The sequence below is a fragment of the Paenibacillus contaminans genome, from assembly GCF_003285015.1.
In the GTDB taxonomy this organism is placed as follows: Bacteria; Bacillota; Bacilli; order Paenibacillales; family NBRC-103111; genus Paenibacillus_V; species Paenibacillus_V contaminans.
Map to the genome: position 1 here is coordinate 376,229 of NZ_QMFB01000002.1, position 21,140 is coordinate 397,368.

The 21,140-nt window shown below is 55.8% G+C and carries 11 protein-coding genes; 7 read left to right on the forward strand and 4 right to left on the reverse strand.

The window, feature by feature from the left end:
- Positions 1-18: 18 nt before the first annotated feature.
- The 3 genes from DQG23_RS05835 (at position 19) to DQG23_RS05845 (ending at position 3,548) form a co-directional block, all read left to right on the forward strand.
- Positions 19-1,686 carry an extracellular solute-binding protein gene (locus DQG23_RS05835; protein ID WP_113029866.1) on the forward strand — a complete coding sequence of 556 codons (1,668 nt, stop codon included), beginning with the start codon at positions 19-21 and terminating at the stop codon, positions 1,684-1,686.
- 65 nt (positions 1,687-1,751) lie between these two features.
- On the forward strand, positions 1,752-2,648 hold the full coding sequence (locus DQG23_RS05840) for an ABC transporter permease (protein WP_113029867.1): 897 nt from the start codon (positions 1,752-1,754) through the stop codon (positions 2,646-2,648).
- Between the two features lie 15 nt (positions 2,649-2,663).
- The gene (locus DQG23_RS05845; protein ID WP_113029868.1) at positions 2,664-3,548 is read left to right on the forward strand and encodes a carbohydrate ABC transporter permease; all 885 of its coding nucleotides are present in this window, start codon (positions 2,664-2,666) and stop codon (positions 3,546-3,548) included.
- A 1,886-nt stretch (positions 3,549-5,434) separates the two neighbouring features.
- Here DQG23_RS05845 and DQG23_RS05855 read toward each other — a convergent pair.
- The 3 genes from DQG23_RS05855 to DQG23_RS05865 all read right to left on the reverse strand — a co-directional run bounded on the left by DQG23_RS05855 (position 5,435) and on the right by DQG23_RS05865 (position 13,549).
- Positions 5,435-7,783: a carbohydrate binding domain-containing protein gene (locus DQG23_RS05855; protein WP_113029870.1), complete on the reverse strand. Its 2,349-nt coding sequence runs from the start codon at positions 7,781-7,783 to the stop codon at positions 5,435-5,437.
- A gap of 329 nt (positions 7,784-8,112) precedes the next feature.
- Positions 8,113-12,195: a carbohydrate binding domain-containing protein gene (locus DQG23_RS05860; RefSeq protein ID WP_158560325.1), complete on the reverse strand. Its 4,083-nt coding sequence runs from the start codon at positions 12,193-12,195 to the stop codon at positions 8,113-8,115.
- 514 nt (positions 12,196-12,709) lie between these two features.
- Positions 12,710-13,549, reverse strand: coding sequence for a helix-turn-helix domain-containing protein (locus DQG23_RS05865; RefSeq protein ID WP_113029872.1), 840 nt, complete (start codon positions 13,547-13,549; stop codon positions 12,710-12,712).
- 266 nt (positions 13,550-13,815) lie between these two features.
- Here DQG23_RS05865 and DQG23_RS05870 point away from each other — a divergent pair, with 266 nt between their 5' ends.
- From DQG23_RS05870 to DQG23_RS05885, 4 genes are all read left to right on the forward strand, one after another.
- On the forward strand, positions 13,816-15,129 hold the full coding sequence (locus tag DQG23_RS05870; RefSeq protein WP_113029873.1) for a Gfo/Idh/MocA family protein: 1,314 nt from the start codon (positions 13,816-13,818) through the stop codon (positions 15,127-15,129).
- 899 nt (positions 15,130-16,028) lie between these two features.
- Positions 16,029-16,778, forward strand: coding sequence for an SDR family NAD(P)-dependent oxidoreductase (locus DQG23_RS05875; protein WP_113029874.1), 750 nt, complete (start codon positions 16,029-16,031; stop codon positions 16,776-16,778).
- A 24-nt stretch (positions 16,779-16,802) separates the two neighbouring features.
- Complete coding sequence (locus tag DQG23_RS05880; protein WP_113029875.1) at positions 16,803-18,104, forward strand: M20/M25/M40 family metallo-hydrolase; 1,302 nt, start codon at positions 16,803-16,805, stop codon at positions 18,102-18,104.
- A gap of 206 nt (positions 18,105-18,310) precedes the next feature.
- Complete coding sequence (locus tag DQG23_RS05885; protein WP_113029876.1) at positions 18,311-19,693, forward strand: ROK family protein; 1,383 nt, start codon at positions 18,311-18,313, stop codon at positions 19,691-19,693.
- A gap of 137 nt (positions 19,694-19,830) precedes the next feature.
- On the opposite strand, the gene DQG23_RS05890 is transcribed toward DQG23_RS05885, so the two are convergent.
- Positions 19,831-21,114 carry a Gfo/Idh/MocA family protein gene (locus tag DQG23_RS05890; protein ID WP_113029877.1) on the reverse strand — a complete coding sequence of 428 codons (1,284 nt, stop codon included), beginning with the start codon at positions 21,112-21,114 and terminating at the stop codon, positions 19,831-19,833.
- Between the last annotated feature and the right edge of the window lie 26 nt (positions 21,115-21,140).

Below are 21,140 nucleotides of genomic sequence, written 5' to 3' on the forward strand. Positions count from 1 at the left end.
AGAGGGGGCCCATTGAGAATGAAACGAAGACGTATTCGATTGACCCGCAAACCGGTCAAGGGGCTGGCGCTACTGCTCGCTTTATCAACCGTACTGGCCGCGTGCAGCTCCGACAAAAAACCTGAAGCAGCCGAGAGCAGCCCGCCGCCGAAAACCGATCCGGGAAGCTCGGCCAAGTACGATCCGCCGATCGAAGTGACGACCGTATCCAACTATACCTCGCTGGTCAAGTTCGCGAACGGCGACGACATCAACAACAATATGTGGACGAGATACATCCAAGATACGCTCGGCATTAAAGTGACGAGAAAGTGGGCGACGACCTCAGGCGAAGAGCTTCAGCAAAAAACGAACCTGATGATCGCATCGGGCGATATTCCGGATTTTTTTGCAGCGGAGCCCTTGCAGTTCAAACAGCTTAGCGAGGCCGGATTAATCGAGGATTTGACCGCAGTATACGAGAAGTACGCGCCGGAGCGCGTCAAGCAGCTGATGCAGGAAGCCGGGCCGGAGGTGCTGAAATCGGCGACGATAAACGGCAAGCTTTTGGCCATCCCTTGGACGGGACTGCAGCGGGAAAGCGTGCCGGTGGTATGGATTCGGAGCGATTGGATGAAAAAGCTGAATTTGCCGGAGCCGAAAACGATGGACGATCTGCTGAAAATATCCGCGGCATTCGTCGAGCAGGACCCGGACGGCAACAATAAAAAAGATACGTTCGGCATCATGCTGGACAAAGACCTTTATTATTTGACCGGCTTGTTGAACGGTTTTCATGCTTACAACAATATTTGGACAAAAGATGCCTCCGGCAAGCTGGCGTTCAGCAGCATTCAGCCCGAGATGAAAACCGCGCTCGGCAAGCTGCAGGAAATATTCAAAGCCGGACATATCGACCCTGAATTTGCCGTGAAAAACGGTGAAAAAGCGATCGAAACGATCGGCGCGAATAAAGTCGGCATTTTCTTCTCCGACAGAGGCGGAGCCGCATATCCCGCATCGACGAGCTTGCCGAACGTGGAATGGAATTCTTATCCCGTCCCTTCCATCGACGATAAACCTGTCAAGCTGCAGCATGATTTGAATGTTTATGGTTTTTACTGGGTTGTCAAAAAAGGAAGCAAAAACCCGGAGGCACTTTTGAAAATATTGGATGTGTTTTTGGACAAGTTCTATTTTACGACTTCGGATGAAGATTATAAAACGTTTATCGCGCCGCCGGGAGATCCGAATCCGGTTTGGTTCCTGGCGCCGGCCAAAATGTATCGGCCGTTAAACAATCTCGACTCCTACCAGCAGGTCAATGCGGTTCTGAGCGGCAAAAAGAAGCTGGAGGAAATTACTCCTCAGCAGCGTGCCATATACGATAGGATTACGAAGTATAAAGCCGGCGACCAATCCTTGTGGTGGGAAAGCGCCCAAAATAGTTCCGAAGGGTCCGGAAGGATACTCGAGCAATACCTGAAAAACGATCAGTTCATGCCGAATCAATTTACGACTACGCCTACCACTGCCATGGTCAGCAAGCAAGCGAATTTGACGGCGATGATGCTGGAAACGTTCACCAAAATCATTATGGGCACCGCTCCGGTAAGCGAGTTCGACAACTTCGTCGCGTCATGGAAAAAACTCGGCGGCGATGAAATCACCAAAGAAGTGAACGACTGGTACGCCACGCAAAAATAATCTTCACCCGATTGGAGAGGGCGTTTCATTCCCTCTCCTCTCCACTTAATCGGAGGGACGGCTTCATGAAGAAAGGTTTATCCTATAACGGTTATCTTCACTTGATGCTTTTACCGGCATTTCTTTTCGTGTTCGTGTATCAATATATTCCCATGTTCGGTTTGGTCATGGCTTTTCAGCAGTATGTGCCGACTAAAGGCTTTTTCGGTTCGGAATGGGTAGGCTTGCAAAATTTTTATTATACGTTCAGCTTGCCCGGAACGGGCCGCGTATTCTGGAACACCGTATTCATCGCATTGATGAAAATCGTCGTGGGCCTGATCGCGCCGATTTGTACCTCCCTGCTGTTAAACGAAATATCCAAGCAGGTTTTCAAACGAGGGGTCCAAACGATCGTTTACCTTCCGCATTTTCTTTCCTGGACGCTGCTTGGCGGCATCCTGATCGATATTTTATCCCCGTCGGACGGTATCGTGAACCAGCTTATTCAATGGTTAGGCTTTGAACCGATTTTCTTTCTCGGCAACAAGGATATTTTCCCTTATTTGCTGGTCGTCACGAACGAATGGAAGGAATTCGGCTTCAGCACCATTATTTATTTGGCGGCGCTCACTTCGATCAATCCCGCGCTTTACGAGGCGGCGGTTATGGACGGTGCGAACCGGCTGAGACAAACATGGCATATTACGCTTCCGGGCATGAGGCCGATTATCGTCTTGTTGGCAACCTTGAGCATGAGCGGCATCCTGAACGCGGGCTTCGAGCAAGTATTCAATTTGTATAATCCGCTCGTCTACGAGACCGGGGACATTATCGACACCTACGTATATCGCATGGGCATTTTGAACGCCCAGTACAGCAACGCGACGACGGTCGGGCTTTTGAAATCGATCATTTCCTTCGTATTTATTTCGGTCTCTTATTACTTGGCTTACCGGTTCGCAAGATATCGCATTTTTTAGCGGGAGGACGACACATTGATTCAGAGCATGTCAATAGGGCGCAAAACATTCCTTGTCGCTAATTATATTTTTTTATCATTCTTGGCTTTTCTTTGCCTGTTCCCGCTTATTCACGTTTTGGCCGTTTCCTTCAGTTCCAGTGCAGCTACGGCTGCGGGAAAGGTAACGCTGTGGCCGGTCGAGTGGACGACGTCGGCTTATCGGTTCGTATTCGGCAAAGCGGCTTTCCTGGAATCGTTCGGCATATCCGTCAAGCGCGTACTCCTCGGAACCGCTCTTAATATGGTCATGGTCGTCATCACCGCATACCCGCTTTCGAAGGAAGCTTCCGTCTTTAAGTGGCGCACCTACTACGCCTGGTATTTCCTGATCACGATATTGTTCTCGGGCGGTCTGATCCCGACGTACATGACCGTCAAAACGACCGGGCTGATCGATACGATCTGGGCGCTCATTTTGCCCGGTATCGTGCCCGTCACGAGCGTCATTCTGATGCTGAATTTTTTCCGCGGGCTGCCGAAGGAGCTGGAGGAATCCGCGCAAATGGACGGGGCGACGCCTTTCCGCACGTTATGGAGCATTTACATTCCTTTATCCGCTCCGTCGATCGCGACGCTGACTTTATTCTCCATGGTCGGACATTGGAATTCCTGGTTTGACGGCATCATTTATATGAATCTTCCGGACAATTACCCGCTGCAGAGTTATTTGAAAACCGTCATCATCGACAAATCGTTCTCGGCGGCAAGCCCTGAGGAAGCCGAACTGATGAAGACACTTTCCAACCGCACCATCAACGCGGCGCAAATCTTTCTCGGCGCATTGCCTATCCTGCTGGTTTATCCGTTTTTGCAAAAGTTTTTCATCAAAGGCATCGTTGTCGGCAGCGTGAAGGAGTAGACGGTAGGATGAGGGGTTTTAGCCGTTTGCCGTGCAGGACAGTACTTTGGCGATTGGCTCAAACGCGATTTCAAAAGACGGGCAAGGCCAGGGTAACAACTACCGTCCTCTGAGGGCAGGCATGTTTACCGGGAAGTCAAAAACCATCAAACCGTCCGCTCCTTCGTACATGGCTAAACGTTAGCGCGTTTAGGAGCGACGGGATATGGGATTCCAACCGCTCGTTGAAATCGTGTTATTGGAAACGTAATTAGCGGGGATAACACGATTTCAAAGGCGGCCGCTCCGCTTTTCCACCCCATATCCCATCCCTCCATCCCCCTTTGCTGCTTTCTGGTGCGTCCTTTTTTCTACCCGGTTTTCCTGCCGGTATTCATCCCCGTTTATGCCTTTGTCATATTCCAGGCCCTTTATATGCGTCGCAAATCGTACCTCCCATCATGACCAACGTATGGACATGTGGCGCAGGGCACGCATGTGATCCGCCAGCCGTCATTTTGCAGCGAAACACCGCACGCCTGGGTGGCGCTCGGTGCAAAAATCCGTATCCGCCACTCCGACAAACTCAATGAACTCCTCGCATACTCGGATTCCCAAAGTCCACGTGCGTTCCGTCTCGTTCGCTTCCCGTTCGTCACTTGCATGCGCTGGAGTCCGATTTTGCCCAATTGGAAGGCACCGGGCCGCGGCGGGGATTTAGCCCGACTTTTTCGGGCTATTCGGCCAGCGCCAGACCTTGGCGGGGATTTAGCCCGACTTTTTCGGGCTATTCGGTCAGCACCGGGCCGCGGCGGGGATTTAGCCCGACTTTTTCGGGCTATTCGGCCAGCGCCAGACCTTGGCGGGGATTTAGCCCGACTTTTTCGGGCTATTCGGCCAGCACCGGGCCGCGGCGGGGATTTAGCCCGACTTTTTCGGGCTATTCGGCCAGCGCCAGACCTTGGCGGGGATTTAGCCCGACTTTTTCGGGCTATTCGGCCAGCACCGGGCCGCGGCGGGGATTTAGCCCGACTTTTTCGGGCTATTCGGCCAGCGCCAGACCTTGGCGGGGATTTAGCCCGACTTTTTCGGGCTATTCGGCCAGCACCGGGCCGCGGCGGGGATTTAGCCCGACTTTTTCGGGCTATTCGGCCAGCGCCAGACCTTGGCGGGGATTTAGCCCGACTTTTTCGGGCTATTCGGCCAGCACCGGGCCGCGGCGGGGATTTAGCCCGACTTTTTCGGGCTATTCGGCCAGCACCAGACCTTGGCGGGGATTTAGCCCGACTTTTTCGGGCTATTCGGCCAGCACCGGGCCGCGGCGGGGATTTAGCCCGACTTTTTCGGGCTATTCGGCCAGCACCAGACCTTGGCGGGGATTTAGCCCGACTTTTTCGGGCTATTCGGCCAGCACCGGGCCACGGCGGGGATTTAGCCCGACTTTTTCGGGCTATTCGGCCAGCACCGGACCGCGACGGTGTTTTAGCCCGGCATATTCGGGCTATTCGGTCAGCACCGGGCCACAGCGGGGATTTAGCCCGACTTTTTCGGGCTATTCGGTCAGCACCAGGCTACAGCGGGGATTTAGCCCGACTTTTTCGGGCTATTCGGCCCGCACCGGGCCGCTGCGGGGATTTAGCCCGACTTTTTCGGGCTATTCGGTCAGCACCGGGCCGCGGCGGGGATTTAGCCCGACTTTTTCGGGCTATTCGGTCAGCACCGGGCCGCGGAGTTGATGTAGCCCGACGCTGCAGCGAGGGGCACTAGCCAAGCAACAGCCCACTCGCTCCTCATGAAGAAGACGGAAAAGCGTTATTTGCGTTCCGAGTAGGGCAACAACTCCCGCAATGTTCCGCCGAAATAAAAACCGCTCCCGAGGGAGCGGTTTTTATTTCGGATCAATCGGCTTACCTCATATAGACGTCGTCCAGCCAAGCGTTTCCGTTTGCGGCTTGATCCGCTTTGAAATAAATCTGCGCTGTTACTGCGTTTGCAGGCGCCGTATAGGTAAGCTCGTAACGGGTCCAGACCGAGCTGCGGTCCGTTTCCTTCCAGGTATACGTGATGCTGACGCCGGCTGCGTTGATCGACCGGATGCCCAGCGCGACGGAGCCGGCCGTCGAGGCGTTTTTGACCCAGCCGTTCAGCACATAGGTTTGACCGGGGACGACAGCGAACTCGAAGGAGTTAAGAACATTCCACGCGTTCGCGCTGTCGGGCGACAGCATTCCGGAACGCAGACCGTTATGGAAGGTTGCCGTGTCCCAAGTACCCGCCCGCATCAGCCAGTTAAGCGGCGCCGTGCCGCCGGATGCGGCATTTTCAAAGCCGGGATTGGACACAAGGTTGCAGCAAGATATCTTGTATACCTTCGTCTGATAAGCGGACAACCCCGCAGTCAATTGATTGCCTGCCACATCGAACGAATTCGGTGAATCGCCGTACAGGAGCTCGGCATGCATGCCGGATTGCGGCAGCGGAATCGTAACGGTTTTCGGCTGGTTCGTTTCGTTGAGCGCGACAACATAAGTATCCCCGCCCATCGTCCAAACGCCGTAATCGGTGCCGTTCGACCGGACCCCGCCCGTTTTGACGGCCGTCGCAAGCTGCCCCATCAACGCCAGCTCGCTGCGGAACGCTTCAAGTCCAGGCCACAGAACCGAATTCGGCAGCGACCAGCCCGGATCGTTAATGGAATAGTAACCGAAACCGTTCGTACCGGAAAGAAACGCCTGATACGCCATATTCCGTACTTCCGTTATGTTCGGCAAGTAGTTCCAAACCGTCCCCGGAATCATGAACGTCTGCAAAATCGTCCACACCGGCTTCACGCCATGAACATCCGTAAGCGCCTTTCTTGCATAGTCGCCCACCATCGTGATCGGACTCCGGTTTAACGGATAAGGATCGATAGCGAGCACATCGGGTATTCGTCCGTAATTTTCAAACTGCGAGGCATCCGCTTCCGTCATGTATACCGGGTGCACGTCGTCGATCGAGCGAATGATTTGGTAGGCGCCCGTCAAATCTTCGACGGAGATGCCGTTCGTGCTCGGTTCGTCCATGATCATCCAGCCGAGCAGCGCCGGATGGTCTTTGAACTGCGTAACCTGCTGCTGCATCAGGGTATAGTTTTCTTTCACCTTCATCCCGTAATAAAGCGGGAACAGCAGCTTCAAGCCGTTCGCTTGCGCCTGGTCCAAGTAATTTTGCGCCGTCGCCGCCGAGTTCGTCGCAACGCCTTGAACCGTATTTACCCCGATATCGTGCATATCGGAATATTGGGAAGGATTCACATGATAGGCGATCACCGGGAAAAAGGGCGTCCCGTTCACCTGCAACTGCCCGTCGGCAGGCAGCGATGTCGGCCGGTTCCAGCGGTAAACCGCAGCCGTTACCGTCTCCAGCTCCGCTCCCGAGCCGTCCTTCAGAACAGCGGAGGCTTCATACGGCACTTCCAGCTGCATGCCGCTCGGATCGAACGTATACTCCAGCTGCGCCGCAGCCGTTATGCCAAGCGATTGCGCATATGTCGCGCCGGTGTCTTTCCGTTTGATCGCGACGTCGACCGTCTTGCCCGCCAGCTCTGCGGCCGGGAGGCGCACCTTCATACTTGCCTTTCCTTGCGTAAGGTCCGAATAGTAAAAAATTTGATCGGTAAAAATAGAAATTTTCGGCGTCGGCTTCACCATAATCACGGAAGCGTCGTCAAACGATACCTGACCGGTGCCGTAAAGGCGCAAATAAACGCTGGCGGTCTTCGCGCCTTCCGGCGCCGTCAGCTGAAAGCTGAGCTGCTGCCAGCCGCCGGTGTAACTGGTGACCCGAGGGCCGTTTATGCCGCTGATCCAGGTTGCCGCACTGGGCGGCCCCGAGTAATATTCCACTTTTATCCCGATGCCGGATCCCGTTACGCCGCTCGATTTGAGCCATGCCGAATATTCGTAAGTCGCAAGCTCATCAATGGCGATGTTCTGAACCGTAAACGGGTTCGTCGTCTGCTGGGTCTGGATCGAAATGCCGTAATTCCCCGAATGGGCGGCGGAAGCGGACAAATCGACCTCCGGATTGCTCCAGCCCCCGTAAGCGGACCAAAAATTCGGATTTCCGTTCGTCACTGTCTCGAAGGATGGATTTTGCAGCAAATTCGTGCCGTTGCTAAGTGCTTTGGGCGAAAAAGATACCGACATCAGCAGCTGTGCCAACAAAATGAAGCATACGAAGAGGCTCGCCTTTTTACTAGCGCTTCCGAGCATAGTAAACCTCCTATTGGCCGGCAGCGGGTCCTTAACCGGACTGCCGGGCTTCTTTTAGGCCGGGCAGCTTGCTGTATTCGCACGCATGCCCGGCATCACCTGCATCGCTTCGTTACCCTAGCTTCCGAAAGAAGGACAGCCTTGCGATACTTGCCGGCATACTCGGCATCGTTGCCCGCGTTCTTCCGGAAGAATGCCGTCCCTGCAGCAGCTTGTCGCCGGGCCGCCGCAGTCTCGCCGCGAAACGCCACGCCGGGAGCTTGTGCACGAAGCAAGCTCACGGTACCGTTCGGCGCGCGGTCATACGACCGCCGTTTACCCGCCCTCCTTTACAACTGCACCTCCCGCAGCTCCAAATCGTCTACCCACGCCGCTCCGTCCGCCGCTTGGTCCATTTTGAAGTACACCCATAACGTTTTCGTTTGCGGCAGCACGTTAAACGTCACGTCCGTCTTCGTCCAATCGCTGTTCTTGCCCGCTTCCGTCCACGTATACGTAACGGTTACGCCGTTCGCGTCGACCTGTCTGACGCCAAGCGCCACGGAGCCGGCTGTCGCGTTGTTTTTGACCCAGCCCGACAGGGTGTATCGATGGCCCGGCGTTACGGCGATCGCCTTCGGCGTATCCGTGTTGAGAACATTAAACGTATTATTCGCGTCCGGGTTCAGCTTGGCGGAATATTGCCCGCTATGCGCGACCGTTTGATCCCAAACTCCCGCTCGCATCGACCAACCATCCGCTCTGCCCCCTGCGGCAGCCGGCTTCTCGAAGCCGCCGTTGTAAACCGGATTCGTATTAACGTTCACCGAAAGCGGAAGCGAGGCATAACTCACGCTGCCGACCTTCGCTTCGACCGTTACGCCGTATACGCCATCGGTTACCGATACGGGGACATAAACGGAGCCCTGCACCGTTTTCTTCTCGCTTGCCGCCAGCGTGACGGACGCGTCGAGCGTCACCGTAATGCCGTTCGGCACCGTGCGCGGCAAATCGACCGTTATTGAATTAGCGGTACCGTTCGTCAACTCGACAGCGAACGGATAAGTTCCCGCTTGCGTGACGTCGATGCTGTTCGGCGTCAGCTTTGCGTCGACAACCGTCACGACTTCGCTCAACTCCAGATCGTCCACCCACGCCGCCCCGTTTGCCGCTTGATCCAGCTTGAAGTAAACGGCTGCTTTCTTGGCATTCGGGTGGGTCGTAAAAACGACTTCCACCTTCGCCCAATCGCCCGTTTTCGCAGCTTCCGTCCACGTGTAAGCCGCAGACACGCCGCCGGCGTCGATTTGACGGATGCCGAGGGCTACCGATCCGGCCGTCGCATCGGTTTTGACCCAGCCCGTCAGCTTATACTTGGCGCCGGGAGCGAGAGGAAATTCTTTGGTCGAGTCCGTATTCAGCACGTTAAACGTATTGCCCGCGTCAGGATTCAGCTTACCGGACGCCTGGCCGCTGCGGGCGACCGCTTTATCCCATACGCCCGCACGCATGTACCAGCCTTCCGGACCGGCGGCGGTTGCGACATTCTTCTCGAACCCGCCGTTATATACGGTATTCGTATCGACATATACCTTAAGCGGCAGCGAAGCGTAGCTGACGCCGGCCGCCTTGGCTTCGACGGTTACGGCATACTCGCCCCGCGCAGCCGCAGCGGGAACGGTAATGCTGCCTTGAACGGTCTTCGTTTCGTTTCCGGCGAGCGTCACCGAAGCCGGGAGATCGGCCGTTATACCATCCGCCGCTGAGCGCTGCAGATCGACGGTGAGCGGCTGGCCGGAGCCGTTCTTCAGCTCCACGGCGAACGGGTACGTTCCCACCTTGGCGATATCCAAGCTGTTCGGCGTCAGCTTGGCCGCCAAAAGCTGCGATACCGTAAATTCCCGTTCCGCTGCAACTTGAATGTTCGAGCCTTTGTATTCGAATGAGAGCGTAGCTTTGGCCACATAGTCCCCGGGCTGCAGCGCTGCTGGTATAACCGGATTTACGCTATGGGCGGCGCTTTCCCCGCTTTTGATTTTGCCTAGCATCGTCTCGATCGGCGGGAGCCCCATCGCTTCCGGCAGCTCTATGCGCAGACGGGCATTTTGGATCGCTTTGTCGCCGACGTTCCGGACCTCTGCGCTTAATGCCAGCTCATCGCCCGGCACAAGCGACGATACTGCCGCCTGCAAATCCAGCCGCGCCATCGACTGCACAATCGGCATAATACTTGCAGTCACATCGTCCAGTAAGGCGTTTAACTGCTCTCTTTTGCCTTCCAGAACCGTATCGGATTTTCCGCTTACCCAGTTTTTCAGCTTGCCGATGTCGTCCAGCGCCTTCTCCGTCTTGCTCATAACTTTCCCTGCATCAACGGGTGCTGCAGTCAGCTCCTGCTTCACCTTCAGCAGCTCTTCGATCAGCTTCTCCGTTTTCTTCTCCCACTGATTGTTCGCAATGAGGCCGGTTGCGCTTTGCAGCTCGCCGATCGCCCGATCGACCCCCGCCGCAAAAGGCGTGATACGGTAAACGAGCGTTTGCTCCGGTCCGAGATTCACGCTGATCTGCTGCTCCCAGCTGCCCGACTTCTCGGGCTCGGCGCCGTACAAGAGCTCAACTTGATTGCCGGCTTGCGCGAGCGGGATCGTCGCCGTTTGCGCATTTTTGGTCAAATTGATCGCAATGGCGTATTGCTCCTGCCCTTTGTTGTAAATGGCCCATTGAACGTCGCTGCCGATATGCTCATCCGCCTTGCTGCCTTCGGAAACCAGACTGCCGATCAAGGCGAGTTCGTCCTTGAATTTCACCATGCCCGGCCACAGCTCGGATTCCTTCAGCTTCCAGCCCGGATCGTTAATCGAATAATAGCCGAAGCCTTTGGTGCCCGCGATGAACGCCTGATACGCCATATTGCGGAATTGATCGGTCGTCGGCAAGTAATTCCATGCCGTGCCTGGAATTTTGAACGTTTGCAAAACCGTCCAAACCGGCTTCACGTCGTCCACATCCCCGACCGCTTTGCGCACGCCGTCGCCTACCGCTCCGATGGTAAGCGCGCTGCCCTGACTGTACGGGTAAACGTCGGTGACAAGAATATCCGTAGCCTGGCCGGTCTCACGGTAGTAAGTCGGGTCGGCCTCGACCATATAAGTCGGATGTTCGGGATCGATGGAGCGGATCAGCTTGTAGGCGTCGATCAACTCCGACTGCGGAATGCCGTTCGTCGCCGGTTCGTCCATGATCATGTACCCGAGCACGGCCGGATGGTTCTTGAATTTCATAACGAACTGCCGCGTCAGCTCGAAGTTTTCCTTGACTCTCATATCGTAATAAAGCGTAACGAGCATTTTCAGCCCGTTCGCATGCGCCGCATCCAGCATCGATTGCAGCGCGGCTTCGCTTGTCGTGTTCGTCCCTTGAACCGTGTTGACGCCGATGTCCTTCATGAAGGGATAGTCGGCCTGATAGGCGTGGTAAGCGATAACCGGGAAAAACGGCTCTCCGTCAACAAGGATCGGACCGTTCTCCGGAATCGAAGCCGGACGTTCCCAGCGGTAGATCGTCTGCTCGCCGCGTTCGATCAGCTGCCCCGCCTCGTCCTTCAGCTCCGCTTCGATGCGGTACGGCTGCTCCATCGCCATATTCGACGTATCGAAGCCGATGTTCAAATGTTCGGCGGCCGCAACGCCGTTCTGCGCAAACAGCTCCTCGCCGGAAGTCTCATCTGCGATGCGGATATCGACGGTTTTACCCGTCATGCTGCCGTCCTCCGGTGCGAGCTTCAGCAGGATGTTTCCGTTCGTCACATCAGGATAGTAATACGTATGGGCAGATTCGACGACAAGCTGCGGCTTGTTCTTCGTCTTTACGACGGACGCGTCGTCGAAGTAAACGGTTCCGGTGCCGTACAGCCGCAAGTACACGTACATATAGGCCGATTCCGCCGGCGCCTGAATTTCATATTCCAGCTCATGCCACTGGCCGTCGTTATCGGTTGATTTTGCTTTATAGGTATAGCCGTTTACCCAATTTTCGACCGTTTTGTCGATGCCTTTGAAAAATTCTATTTTATAACCCGGGTTGCCGCTGACGCCGATCGATTTGAACCATGCTTTTACGTCGTATGTAGCCCCCTCCTCCACCGGAACGGGAATGGCCACCCATGGGTTATTTCCTGTGCTCGTTTGAATGGAAACGCCGTAGTTGCCCGTTCGCGCCGCTTCCGGTACGGATTTGATCGAATTGTTCCATGCGTTTCCGATGACGGTCCATTGTGCGGGAACGCTTCCCGTCGTATCCTCGAAGCCGGGATTTTCGATTAAATTACCGGTCAATGCTGCGGCGGCCGGCTTCGCGTTAACGGCGGCAATTAATTGAAACACTAAACAAAATGATAAAAATAAGGCAAACCAAGCTTTCCTTTGCACGATCATACATTCATCCTCCCAAGCATTTTTTGAAAAGCAAAAAAGCTGACGGGCTGAAGTCCTCCGTACTCGCGGCTGATTACACGAATATCCCCTCCTTTCATAAAGACAACCCAAATAAAGCGCCGGCGTTAGTAATCGATTACTTAAAGTACCGGGCATTAGGAGCGAAAAAGCAAAAAGACCGCTATGCCGTATAAGAATAGTCAGTCGCTGTAAAGCAGAGTGCTCTTCTTCATTGGCAGCATCGGCGGCGTTCGCTCTTCCGTAATCGGATTGTCTTTACTTGCTCGCGTTAGCGATATGGATTCGGGTACACTCATCGGGTAAGCGCATAAGAGGGCGACCGTATGTTCCAACGGCGCAGATGAAATTTGCAGGACGTGGTGTAAGCGGTTTCCGCATTTCAAACATAATCAGAAATCGATTTCTTCGAAAGTGTACCATATCCGTATCAAAAAGAAAAGGTTCCAAAGGAATAAAAATACAAAAAAAGAATTTCGGAATTCCGACTCTTGTCTCATTGACAGTTTCTATCCCGAAATTCCGTCGGCGTCTCGCCAGTCAGCCTGCGGAACACCTTGCCGAAATAGCTTATATTATCGAAGCCCGTAATATCGGCTATCCGCGCGACGGACATGTCGGATTCCCTAAGCAGTCTGGCCGCCTCCTCCACCCTCATTTTCCGCATATAGTGAATCGGGGTTTCTCCCGTATGCCGTTTGAACGTCTTGCAAAAATGATGCTTCGAAAGCCCCGCGCTCGCAGCCATTTCCTCCAGATCGAGCGGGTCGTGGACCCGGTTTTCCATCTCTCTTACGACTTGCTGCAGAGCGGCCGGAAACGGCTGAGGCAAGCCGCTTCTTTCTTCCGCCAGCCTTTCTACGGCGATCATCCATTCGTACAGCAGAACGGAGGAGCGGTAACGATCGTCGCCTTCGCCGACTGCCGGGCTGCGGAACATTCGCGCCAGCAGCCGAATCGGCTCATCGTCCCGCTTCAAGGAGACGACATGTCCGAAAACGCGAATGAACCGCTCCCAAAAACCGCGCACGGGGTCGCCCGAGGCGAGCAGCCATAACAACTCTTCCGGCCTATCGCCGCCGGAAGCAAGCAACCGGAAATCCGCCGGTTCTGCCAGAAAGCAGCCGTGATGCTCGGGCAGCAATTGCGATCCGCCGCCGTAAGCCAACTTTCCCTTGCCGGAAAGCGAGTACACGAATAGAAACAAGCTGCCTGTGTCCGGCTTTTTTTGCAGACTGTTATAAACATCCGCGGCCTGTCCCCGTCCTGCGGCTTCCAATCTGCACACATGCTTCATCATTCCGCCGCCGGCGTCAAAATCGCATGAAATTCGCACAATATTTTACCACTCCCATCACAAGGATTTACTGTTGATTTACGGGCGCCGCCCTTGTACCCTGAAGATAGTAATCGATTACCTTATTATTATGATTATATCATTATTTTTTGAAAATCTCGCCGGAAAGTTCTCCGTCGGTCATTCGTTTTTCCGGTAAACGACTCCCGCCCCTAGCTTAAACTTCCGAAGCCGCTATAAATGAAAGCGTTTCGCACGGCGCAGTCGTTTGTCCTTGAAAATATATATCAGAAAAGAGGGAAACCATGACCAACTCAGAAACGCAAAACGCTTCCAACCGCTCTTCTTCGCAGCCGATAACGGCGGTTATCGTAGGTGCCGGGCATCGCAGCTTGCTGTACGCTACCTACGCCGAAAAAAATCCCGAGTTGTTCCGCATCGTCGGCGTCGTCGATCCGGATTCCAAACAGCGCAAGTCGACCGCGGAGCGCTTCGGCTTTCCCGAGGAGCACTGCTTCGCTTCGGTAGAACAGTTGACCGCCGTTCCTAAACTTGCCGACGCCGCCATCAACGGCACGATGGATCAATTGCATGTACAGACGACGCTGCCGCTGCTGAAAGCGGGTTATGACGTTCTTCTGGAGAAACCGATCGGCATCAGCGAAGAGGAAGTGATGGAGCTTCATCATACAGCGAAATCGTACGGAAGAACCGTAATGATTTGCCACGTTCTGCGTTACGCTCCTTTTTATGCGAATATCCGCCAGCAGCTCGAGACAGGCGTGATCGGGGACATCATCGCCATCCAGACGGAGGAGAACGTCAGCTACCACCATATGTCGACCGCTTTCGTACGCGGCAAATGGAACAGCATCGAAAATTGCGGCTCCCCTATGCTGATGGCCAAGTGTTGTCATGATCTTGATTTGATCGCTTGGCTGAAGGGTGGAAAACGGCCTGTCAAAGTAAGCAGCTTCGGCAGCCTGTACCAATTCCGCAAGGAAAAAGCGCCTGAAGGCGCAGGTACGCGATGCCTGGTGGATTGCCCGCTCGAGGAAACCTGCACCTACTCGGCAAAACGCATGTACATTCAGCAAAACCTTTGGGGCGCTTATGTCTGGGACCGGACCGGTATCGCCGCGGACGATATCGACGGCAAGCTCGAATCGCTTCGCACGACCAATCCGTACGGGCGCTGCGTCTGGCGCTGCGATAACGACGTCGTCGACCATCAGTCGGTCATCGTCGAGTTCGAGGACGGCAGCACCGCTTCGCACAGCTTGACGGGCGCGACGGCTAAGCCTAGCCGCACGATCCATATTACCGGGACGAAGGGCGAAATATCGGGCACGATGGAGGAAGGATCCTTCGTCATCCGCCGTCCGAACGATGTCCCAGGCCAAACATATACCGAAGAAACGATCGAGCTTAACGTTTCGGCGGATATGCACGGCGGAGGCGATTTGCGCCTTGTCGCGGATTTCGTGCGCGCGCTTCGCGGAGAGACCCCCTCCTTGTCCTCCACTTCGCTCGAGAAATCCATCTACGGCCACCAAATCGGCTTCGCCGCCGAGCGTTCGCGGATGGAGAGCCGGGTTGCGGAGATTGCGGAATTATAAATAAGGAAAAGCCGTCCGGAAGTTCTCACCGGACGGTCCTTTTTTTGTGCGTTGCATGATGTCAGTACGTGGGGAGGCACTGGGGATAGGTCTTCAACCGCTGATTGAAACGTGTTTCTTTATTCCGAATCAGTAGCACGATTTCAAAGGCGGCCTATAGCGAAGCTCCTTTGCTGGCCCCCTATCCAGTACCTCTTGTTCGCCTTCGGTACTTTCTGTCACGTCTTTGACATTTTCCGTTCCTCCAACCAGCATTCCTATCCGCTTGCCCATCCTCGCTCAGCGCTGCATGCGCTACAGTCCGATTTTGCCCACTTGGAATCGAGTTCGGCTCCCTTTCCCGACCTGTAGTCCGAAAACGCCTGCTTGCAGCAGGTATTTTGCTCAGTACACCGGTAAATCCGTTCTCCAAGCCGGCAAAATCGGACTCCCGCGTAAAGCGAACCTCTATTCCTTGCTCCAAGTGGACTATTTCGGACTCCAGCGCAAGGATAAACGCCTACCGCCTTAAACAATACCTTCATGCCCTGAAAGAAAGGAGCTTTAGGCTTTTGACCTTTCTGACGCCATGCATCGCACTTGTCCGCAGCTCTCGGCATGCAATACGTTAGGCAAGGCGGCCGACTGGAGCAGCTTCGCCTTTACGTTTACGACAATGCCGCGGCAGCCCGATACGACAAGCAGCCCGTGCCATGCCAGATCTACACCCGCTGACAAATCTTATCCGTAATGCTTTTATCAATGAAGAAAGGCGCCTATGACTTGCCCGTCTTCGCTGCCAGCGCTTCAAAAAATCTTGTTGTCCATAGCCGACCTGTCGCATATAATGGTGGTGAACTTGTTTGTTAAGTAATTTAATTAACTATTGAAGCACCCAAGATGAGGAGGCACAAACACCTATGCGTTTGAAAGGAAAAATAGCCGTCGTCACCGGCGCGGGACGCGGGATCGGCGAAGCGATCGCACGCAAGTTTTTGCAGGAAGGCGCGACTGTCGTCATATGCGATGCGCTGAAAGCGCGGGTCGAGGAAGCGGCCGGCAGGCTAGCCGCATTCGGGACGGTGCAATCCTTTGCGGTTGATGTCACGAACCGTGAAGACGTTCAGGCGATGATCGATGAAACCGTTCGCATTTTCGGAAGAATCGATATTCTCGCGAATAATGCAGGGATCGCCAGATTCGAGCCTTTCCTTGAAATCGAAGACAAAAACTGGAACGACACGCTCGCCGTCAATTTGACCGGCACATTCATCTGCTCGCAAATCGCCGCGCGCGTCATGGCCAAGCAAAAGTCAGGCGCTATCGTCAACATGGCATCGACGAACGGCATTCTCGGCGAAGAAGCGCTGGCGCATTACAATGCTTCGAAGGCCGGCATCGTCCTGCTCGGCAAAACGATGGCGATCGAGCTCGCGCCCTACGGCATTCGGGTGAACTCGATATGCCCCGGTTCGATTCAAACGGACCTGGCGCTGGAAGGCGGCCAGCCTGCAGAGGAGCTGGAGCAATATTTTGCGAAAATCCCGCTGAAGCGGCGCGGATCGACCGAAGAAGTGGCGAATGCGTTCGCATTCCTCGCTTCCGACGAAGCGTCGTTCATTACGGGTACGGAGCTTGTGGTCGACGGCGGCCAAATATGCCATGAATAATACTTTCCATAGGGAGTGGAAACGATGACGCCAAACATACCTTTCGATGATCGGATCGACCGCTGGATTGAAGAAAAACGGGAACATATTTTGCAATTGAACCGCTCGCTTGTTTCGGTTCCGAGCGAAAACCGCGTGCCGTACGGCGATGAAGCGCGCGTGCAAGAGGTCGTCTACGGACATCTCGAACGGCTTGGCTGCGAGATGGACCGCTTTACGCCGGATGAAGTTCCGGGAATTAAGGAGCATCCCGCCTATTTGGCCGGACGCCATTACGAGAACCGTTTCAATGTGGTCGGCCGGAAAAAAGGCGCCGGCGGCGGACGCTCGCTGTTGTTCTCCGGACATATGGACACGGTCCCGCGCGGCGACGAGCCATGGTCCGTCGATCCGTTTGCCGGGGAAGTGCGGGACGGCAAGCAATACGGGCTCGGCATTTTTGACATGAAAGGCGGCATGGTCGCTGCGATCGCCGCCCTGCAGGCGCTCGACGAGCTCGGCATCCGGCTCGCTGGCGACGTGATCGTGGAAACGGTCGTCGACGAAGAGTACGGCGGAGCGAATGGAACGCTTGCCGCAAGACTGCGCGGGTATGAAGCCGATATCGCGATCATTCCGGAGCCGTCGAACTTGACCATTTGCCCGGAAAATCAAGGCGGCGGCATGTACCGCATCACGTTCCACGGCAAACCCGGGCGCTCGTTCAGCGGCGAAGAGCCGGTCAATCCGGTGTTCGCGGCCGCGCGCTTTCTGCTGCTGTTCCGCGAATATCAAGCGGCGCACGCGTCGAAGAAGCCCGCTTCGGCCTGGTTCTCGGACGATCCCGGACTGACTTCGTACATTCAAGGGGTGCGCGCCGGCGCGGTTCATGTGCCGCTTCAAGACCGGACGCCTGGCACATGCTCGATCGACGTCTGGATCCAATGCTACCCGGAAACCGGCGAAAACGACCTTTTCGATGAATTCGTGGGCTTTATGAAAAAACTTAGCGAAACCGACGAGCTGCTGTCCAACACGGACGTTCGTTACGAAAAGCTGATCCGTTTTTTGCCGGGAAGCGGAATACCGGACGGACATGACATTTTGCCATTGACCGCTGCGATCGGAAAACGCTATTATGAGCAGGGACTGCCGGTACGCGGCGCGGCGTTCGCCTGCGACTCGTTCATGTTCAACCTGCACAGCGAAACGCCTGCCATCGTCTGGGGACCGAAGGGCGGAAATGCGCACGCGCCGGACGAATTCATCGACATCGACGATTTTATGAACCTCGTTAAAATGTTTGCGCAAACGATGGTCGCTTGGTGCGGCGCAGCAAAAAGCTGATGCTCGGAAGGTCCGGCCGACCGTTGTCGCCCCCATGACCCGAGGTGTTTCGCGGGGACTCGGCTTTTGACGGAACAATGCTTTACCGGTACGTCTGAGGATGTATGGCCGAATCCGGGCCCTATGCTGAAGTCTTTCTGACGTTCAAGCGATCATCCGGCTTCCTTTTACGGCGACATCTTTAATAGACTGGAGTACATCAAGGCATGCTGCTCAAAAAAAACGATTCGAAGCGAACGAATAAACTGAATATTTTACAGATCGTACGACATAGCGGGGAAACGACGAAGCCTGCCTTGGCGAAGGTGCTCGGCATCAGTATGCCGACCTCCTCCAGCCTCGTCGACGAGCTGATCGGCGAAGGTTTTTTGCAGATTAGCGGAATCGGCGCGTCAACGGAGCAGGGAGGCAAAAAACCGAAGCTTATTACGCTCAATCCGCAGGGCCGCTACGCAGCCGCATTGCATATCGGCGCGCGCAAAGTGGAAGGTGCGGTCGTCGATCTGCTCGGCGGCCTGCATCACCGCTTGTCCGAGCCGCTGCCGCCGCACCGGACGCAGCAAGCCGTAGGCCGGGCGCTGTCGGCGGTAGCCGGACGCGTTCTGGAGCTAGCGCGCAGTGCGGACATGCCGGTTGTCGGCATCGGCGTCGGTCTTCCCGGTCTCGTCGACCGGCATAAAGGGCCGACGACCGCCGTCAACTTCAGCGAGGTGAACGGCCTGCGCATCGACCGCGAGCTGGAGCCGTTCGGCCTGCCCGTGTGGATCGATAACGAGTGCCGCAACTCGGCGCTGGCCGAGCAATGGTTCGGACTCGGCAGACAGAAGCGCAATTTCGTCAGCCTGTTTACGGACGGGGGCATCGGCGCAGGCTTCCTGATCGACGGGCAGATGGTCCGCGGCATGGACGAGAGCTTCGGCGAGATCGGCCATACGGTCGTCCAAATGGACGGCCGCCCCTGCCGCTGCGGCAACCACGGCTGCTGGGAAACGTATGCCTCGTCCGACGCGTTGCTCGAAACCGTGCGTGATCGGCTCCATGAAGCGGACTGGCTGAACGCGCGCGTAACGAGCGGCGAGCCGCTGACGGTCGCGCTTATCGTTCAAGCTTTGGAGCGCAGCAATACAGGAGCGCTTCGTGAGGCAGAAGCCAGCCATAGCGAAGGAGACGATAGCGCGGGAAACCGCGCTGACCAAGCCGATTTTGTCGGCAGCTCGGAGAGCCACGCTGACCAAACAGTCTTCCGCGGCAGCCCGGAGAGCGAGAACAACCTGGCGGCCGGCACCAACCGGGAGAAACGCGTCATTCAAGCGGCGATCAACGAGCTGGGCGACTATTTGGCGGTCGGTCTCGGGAACATCGTCAATTTATTCAACCCCGAGCTGATCGTCATTCACGGCGAAATGACGATGCTCGGGGAGCCGCTTCTGAGCCGCGTCCGGCAAAGCTTGCTCGGTCGCGCCCTGCCGGCGGCCGCCGCTCGCGCGGACATTCGGTTCACCGGCTTCGGCGAGCACGCGAATTTAATCGGCGCAGGCTCCCTCGCCTGGCGGGAAACGTTCGACGAGCCGGAGCTGCTGTTTCCGTAAAACTCCGGCGTCATCGGACGGTCGAGCTTCCTTGCCGCGAATTGGTGCTTGCATGATGGACAGAATCCGCGATATACAGGTACCCTGGAAAATCAAATTTCCATCATCTGTGGTGCCACGAACCCGCGGCATGGGGGCTAACTAGGGGATTTCACATTAGCACTCATATGCCGGCTGCGCAGTTCGCGCAGATCGACCGGTTTGCCTCCGCTGAGGCGCGACTCTTCAGCCGCGAACGCCATGAAATGGCTGCGGACGGATGCGGAAGCGGAGGTAAGCCCTTCTCTGCCGCTTCCATAGCCGCGTACTTCCTGCAGAAAGCTGCGGACGATGCCTTCGTCGCCGCCTCCATGTCCGGAAGAAGACTGCGCCACCGTCATTTCCTGCTGTTCCCCCGTCACGAAATCGTACACGGTAAACGCCCGCTTCTCCATATACCCCCGCAGTTCTCCCTTCGTGCCCATCACCTGAATCGATCGGGAAATATTATGCGTGAACCCGCTCATGCTGAACGTCGCGGTCACGCCGCCTTCAAATTCGAAATTCGCGACCTGATGGTCGACGACATCATTCTCGCAGCGATACACGCAGCACCCGTACGGTCCTTCCCGCAATGCCTGCACGACACTTTCGCGCGAAGAATCGCTCGTGATGTAACGCGCCCAGCCCGGGCGATCCAAATACTGCTTCAGCGCGGAATACGCGCATGACGCCTCAACCGCACAGCCATCGATACACCTCGCCGCAGAACCCGCCGGCGCGTTCTCCGCACGGAAATGGCCAAGCGAGCCGAACGAACTGGCACGTATACATTCTCGGTCGATCAGCCACGATAAAATATCCATGTCATGGCATGACTTGGCCAAAATCATCGGACTCGAATCATCCTTCCTGCTCCAGCTGCCGCGGACAAAGCTGTGCGCGATATGATAAAAACCGACGTTCTCGCTTAGCTGAACCGACATGATATCACCGATCCGTTTATCGTCCAGCACGCGCTTAACCGCCGCCCAGAACGGCGTGTAGCGCAGCACATGACAAATCGTCAACAGCCGGTCCGCCTCACGCGCGGCATGCTCCATCGCCACGCACTCGCTGGGCTCCGGCGACATCGGTTTTTCCAGCAGCACATGATAGCCTTGCTTGAGAGCCAACAACGTCGGCTCCGTATGCATCCGATCCTGTGTGCAGATGATCGCCGCATCGGCCAGCCGCGGCCGCGCCAGCAGCTCTCTCCAATCGGCAACCGCGTCCTCCGAACGAATACCGTAGTCGCGGACGAATGCTTCGCGCCGTTCCGCCATTGGCTCGGCTACCGCCACGATTTCCAGCTCCTGCGGATACCGTAGTGCGTAGGGCGCATATGCAAGCGCTCCCCGGTTGCCCGCTCCCAGCAGCGCCGCTCTTATTTTGTTCGTCATCTTTTTCTCCCCCGAATCGTCATTTG

Bases quoted from the DNA above. Each gene is read 5' to 3' on its own strand.
- DQG23_RS05880 (WP_113029875.1), top strand. From the start codon at position 16,803: ATGACGCCAAACATACCTTTCGATGATCGGATCGACCGCTGGATTGAA.
- DQG23_RS05875 (WP_113029874.1), top strand. From the start codon at position 16,029: ATGCGTTTGAAAGGAAAAATAGCCGTCGTCACCGGCGCGGGACGCGGG.
- DQG23_RS05835 (WP_113029866.1), top strand. From the start codon at position 19: ATGAAACGAAGACGTATTCGATTGACCCGCAAACCGGTCAAGGGGCTG.
- DQG23_RS05860 (WP_158560325.1), bottom strand. From the start codon at position 12,195: ATGATCGTGCAAAGGAAAGCTTGGTTTGCCTTATTTTTATCATTTTGT.
- DQG23_RS05870 (WP_113029873.1), top strand. From the start codon at position 13,816: ATGACCAACTCAGAAACGCAAAACGCTTCCAACCGCTCTTCTTCGCAG.
- DQG23_RS05885 (WP_113029876.1), top strand. From the start codon at position 18,311: ATGCTGCTCAAAAAAAACGATTCGAAGCGAACGAATAAACTGAATATT.
- DQG23_RS05890 (WP_113029877.1), bottom strand. From the start codon at position 21,114: ATGACGAACAAAATAAGAGCGGCGCTGCTGGGAGCGGGCAACCGGGGA.
- DQG23_RS05855 (WP_113029870.1), bottom strand. From the start codon at position 7,783: ATGCTCGGAAGCGCTAGTAAAAAGGCGAGCCTCTTCGTATGCTTCATT.
- DQG23_RS05840 (WP_113029867.1), top strand. From the start codon at position 1,752: ATGAAGAAAGGTTTATCCTATAACGGTTATCTTCACTTGATGCTTTTA.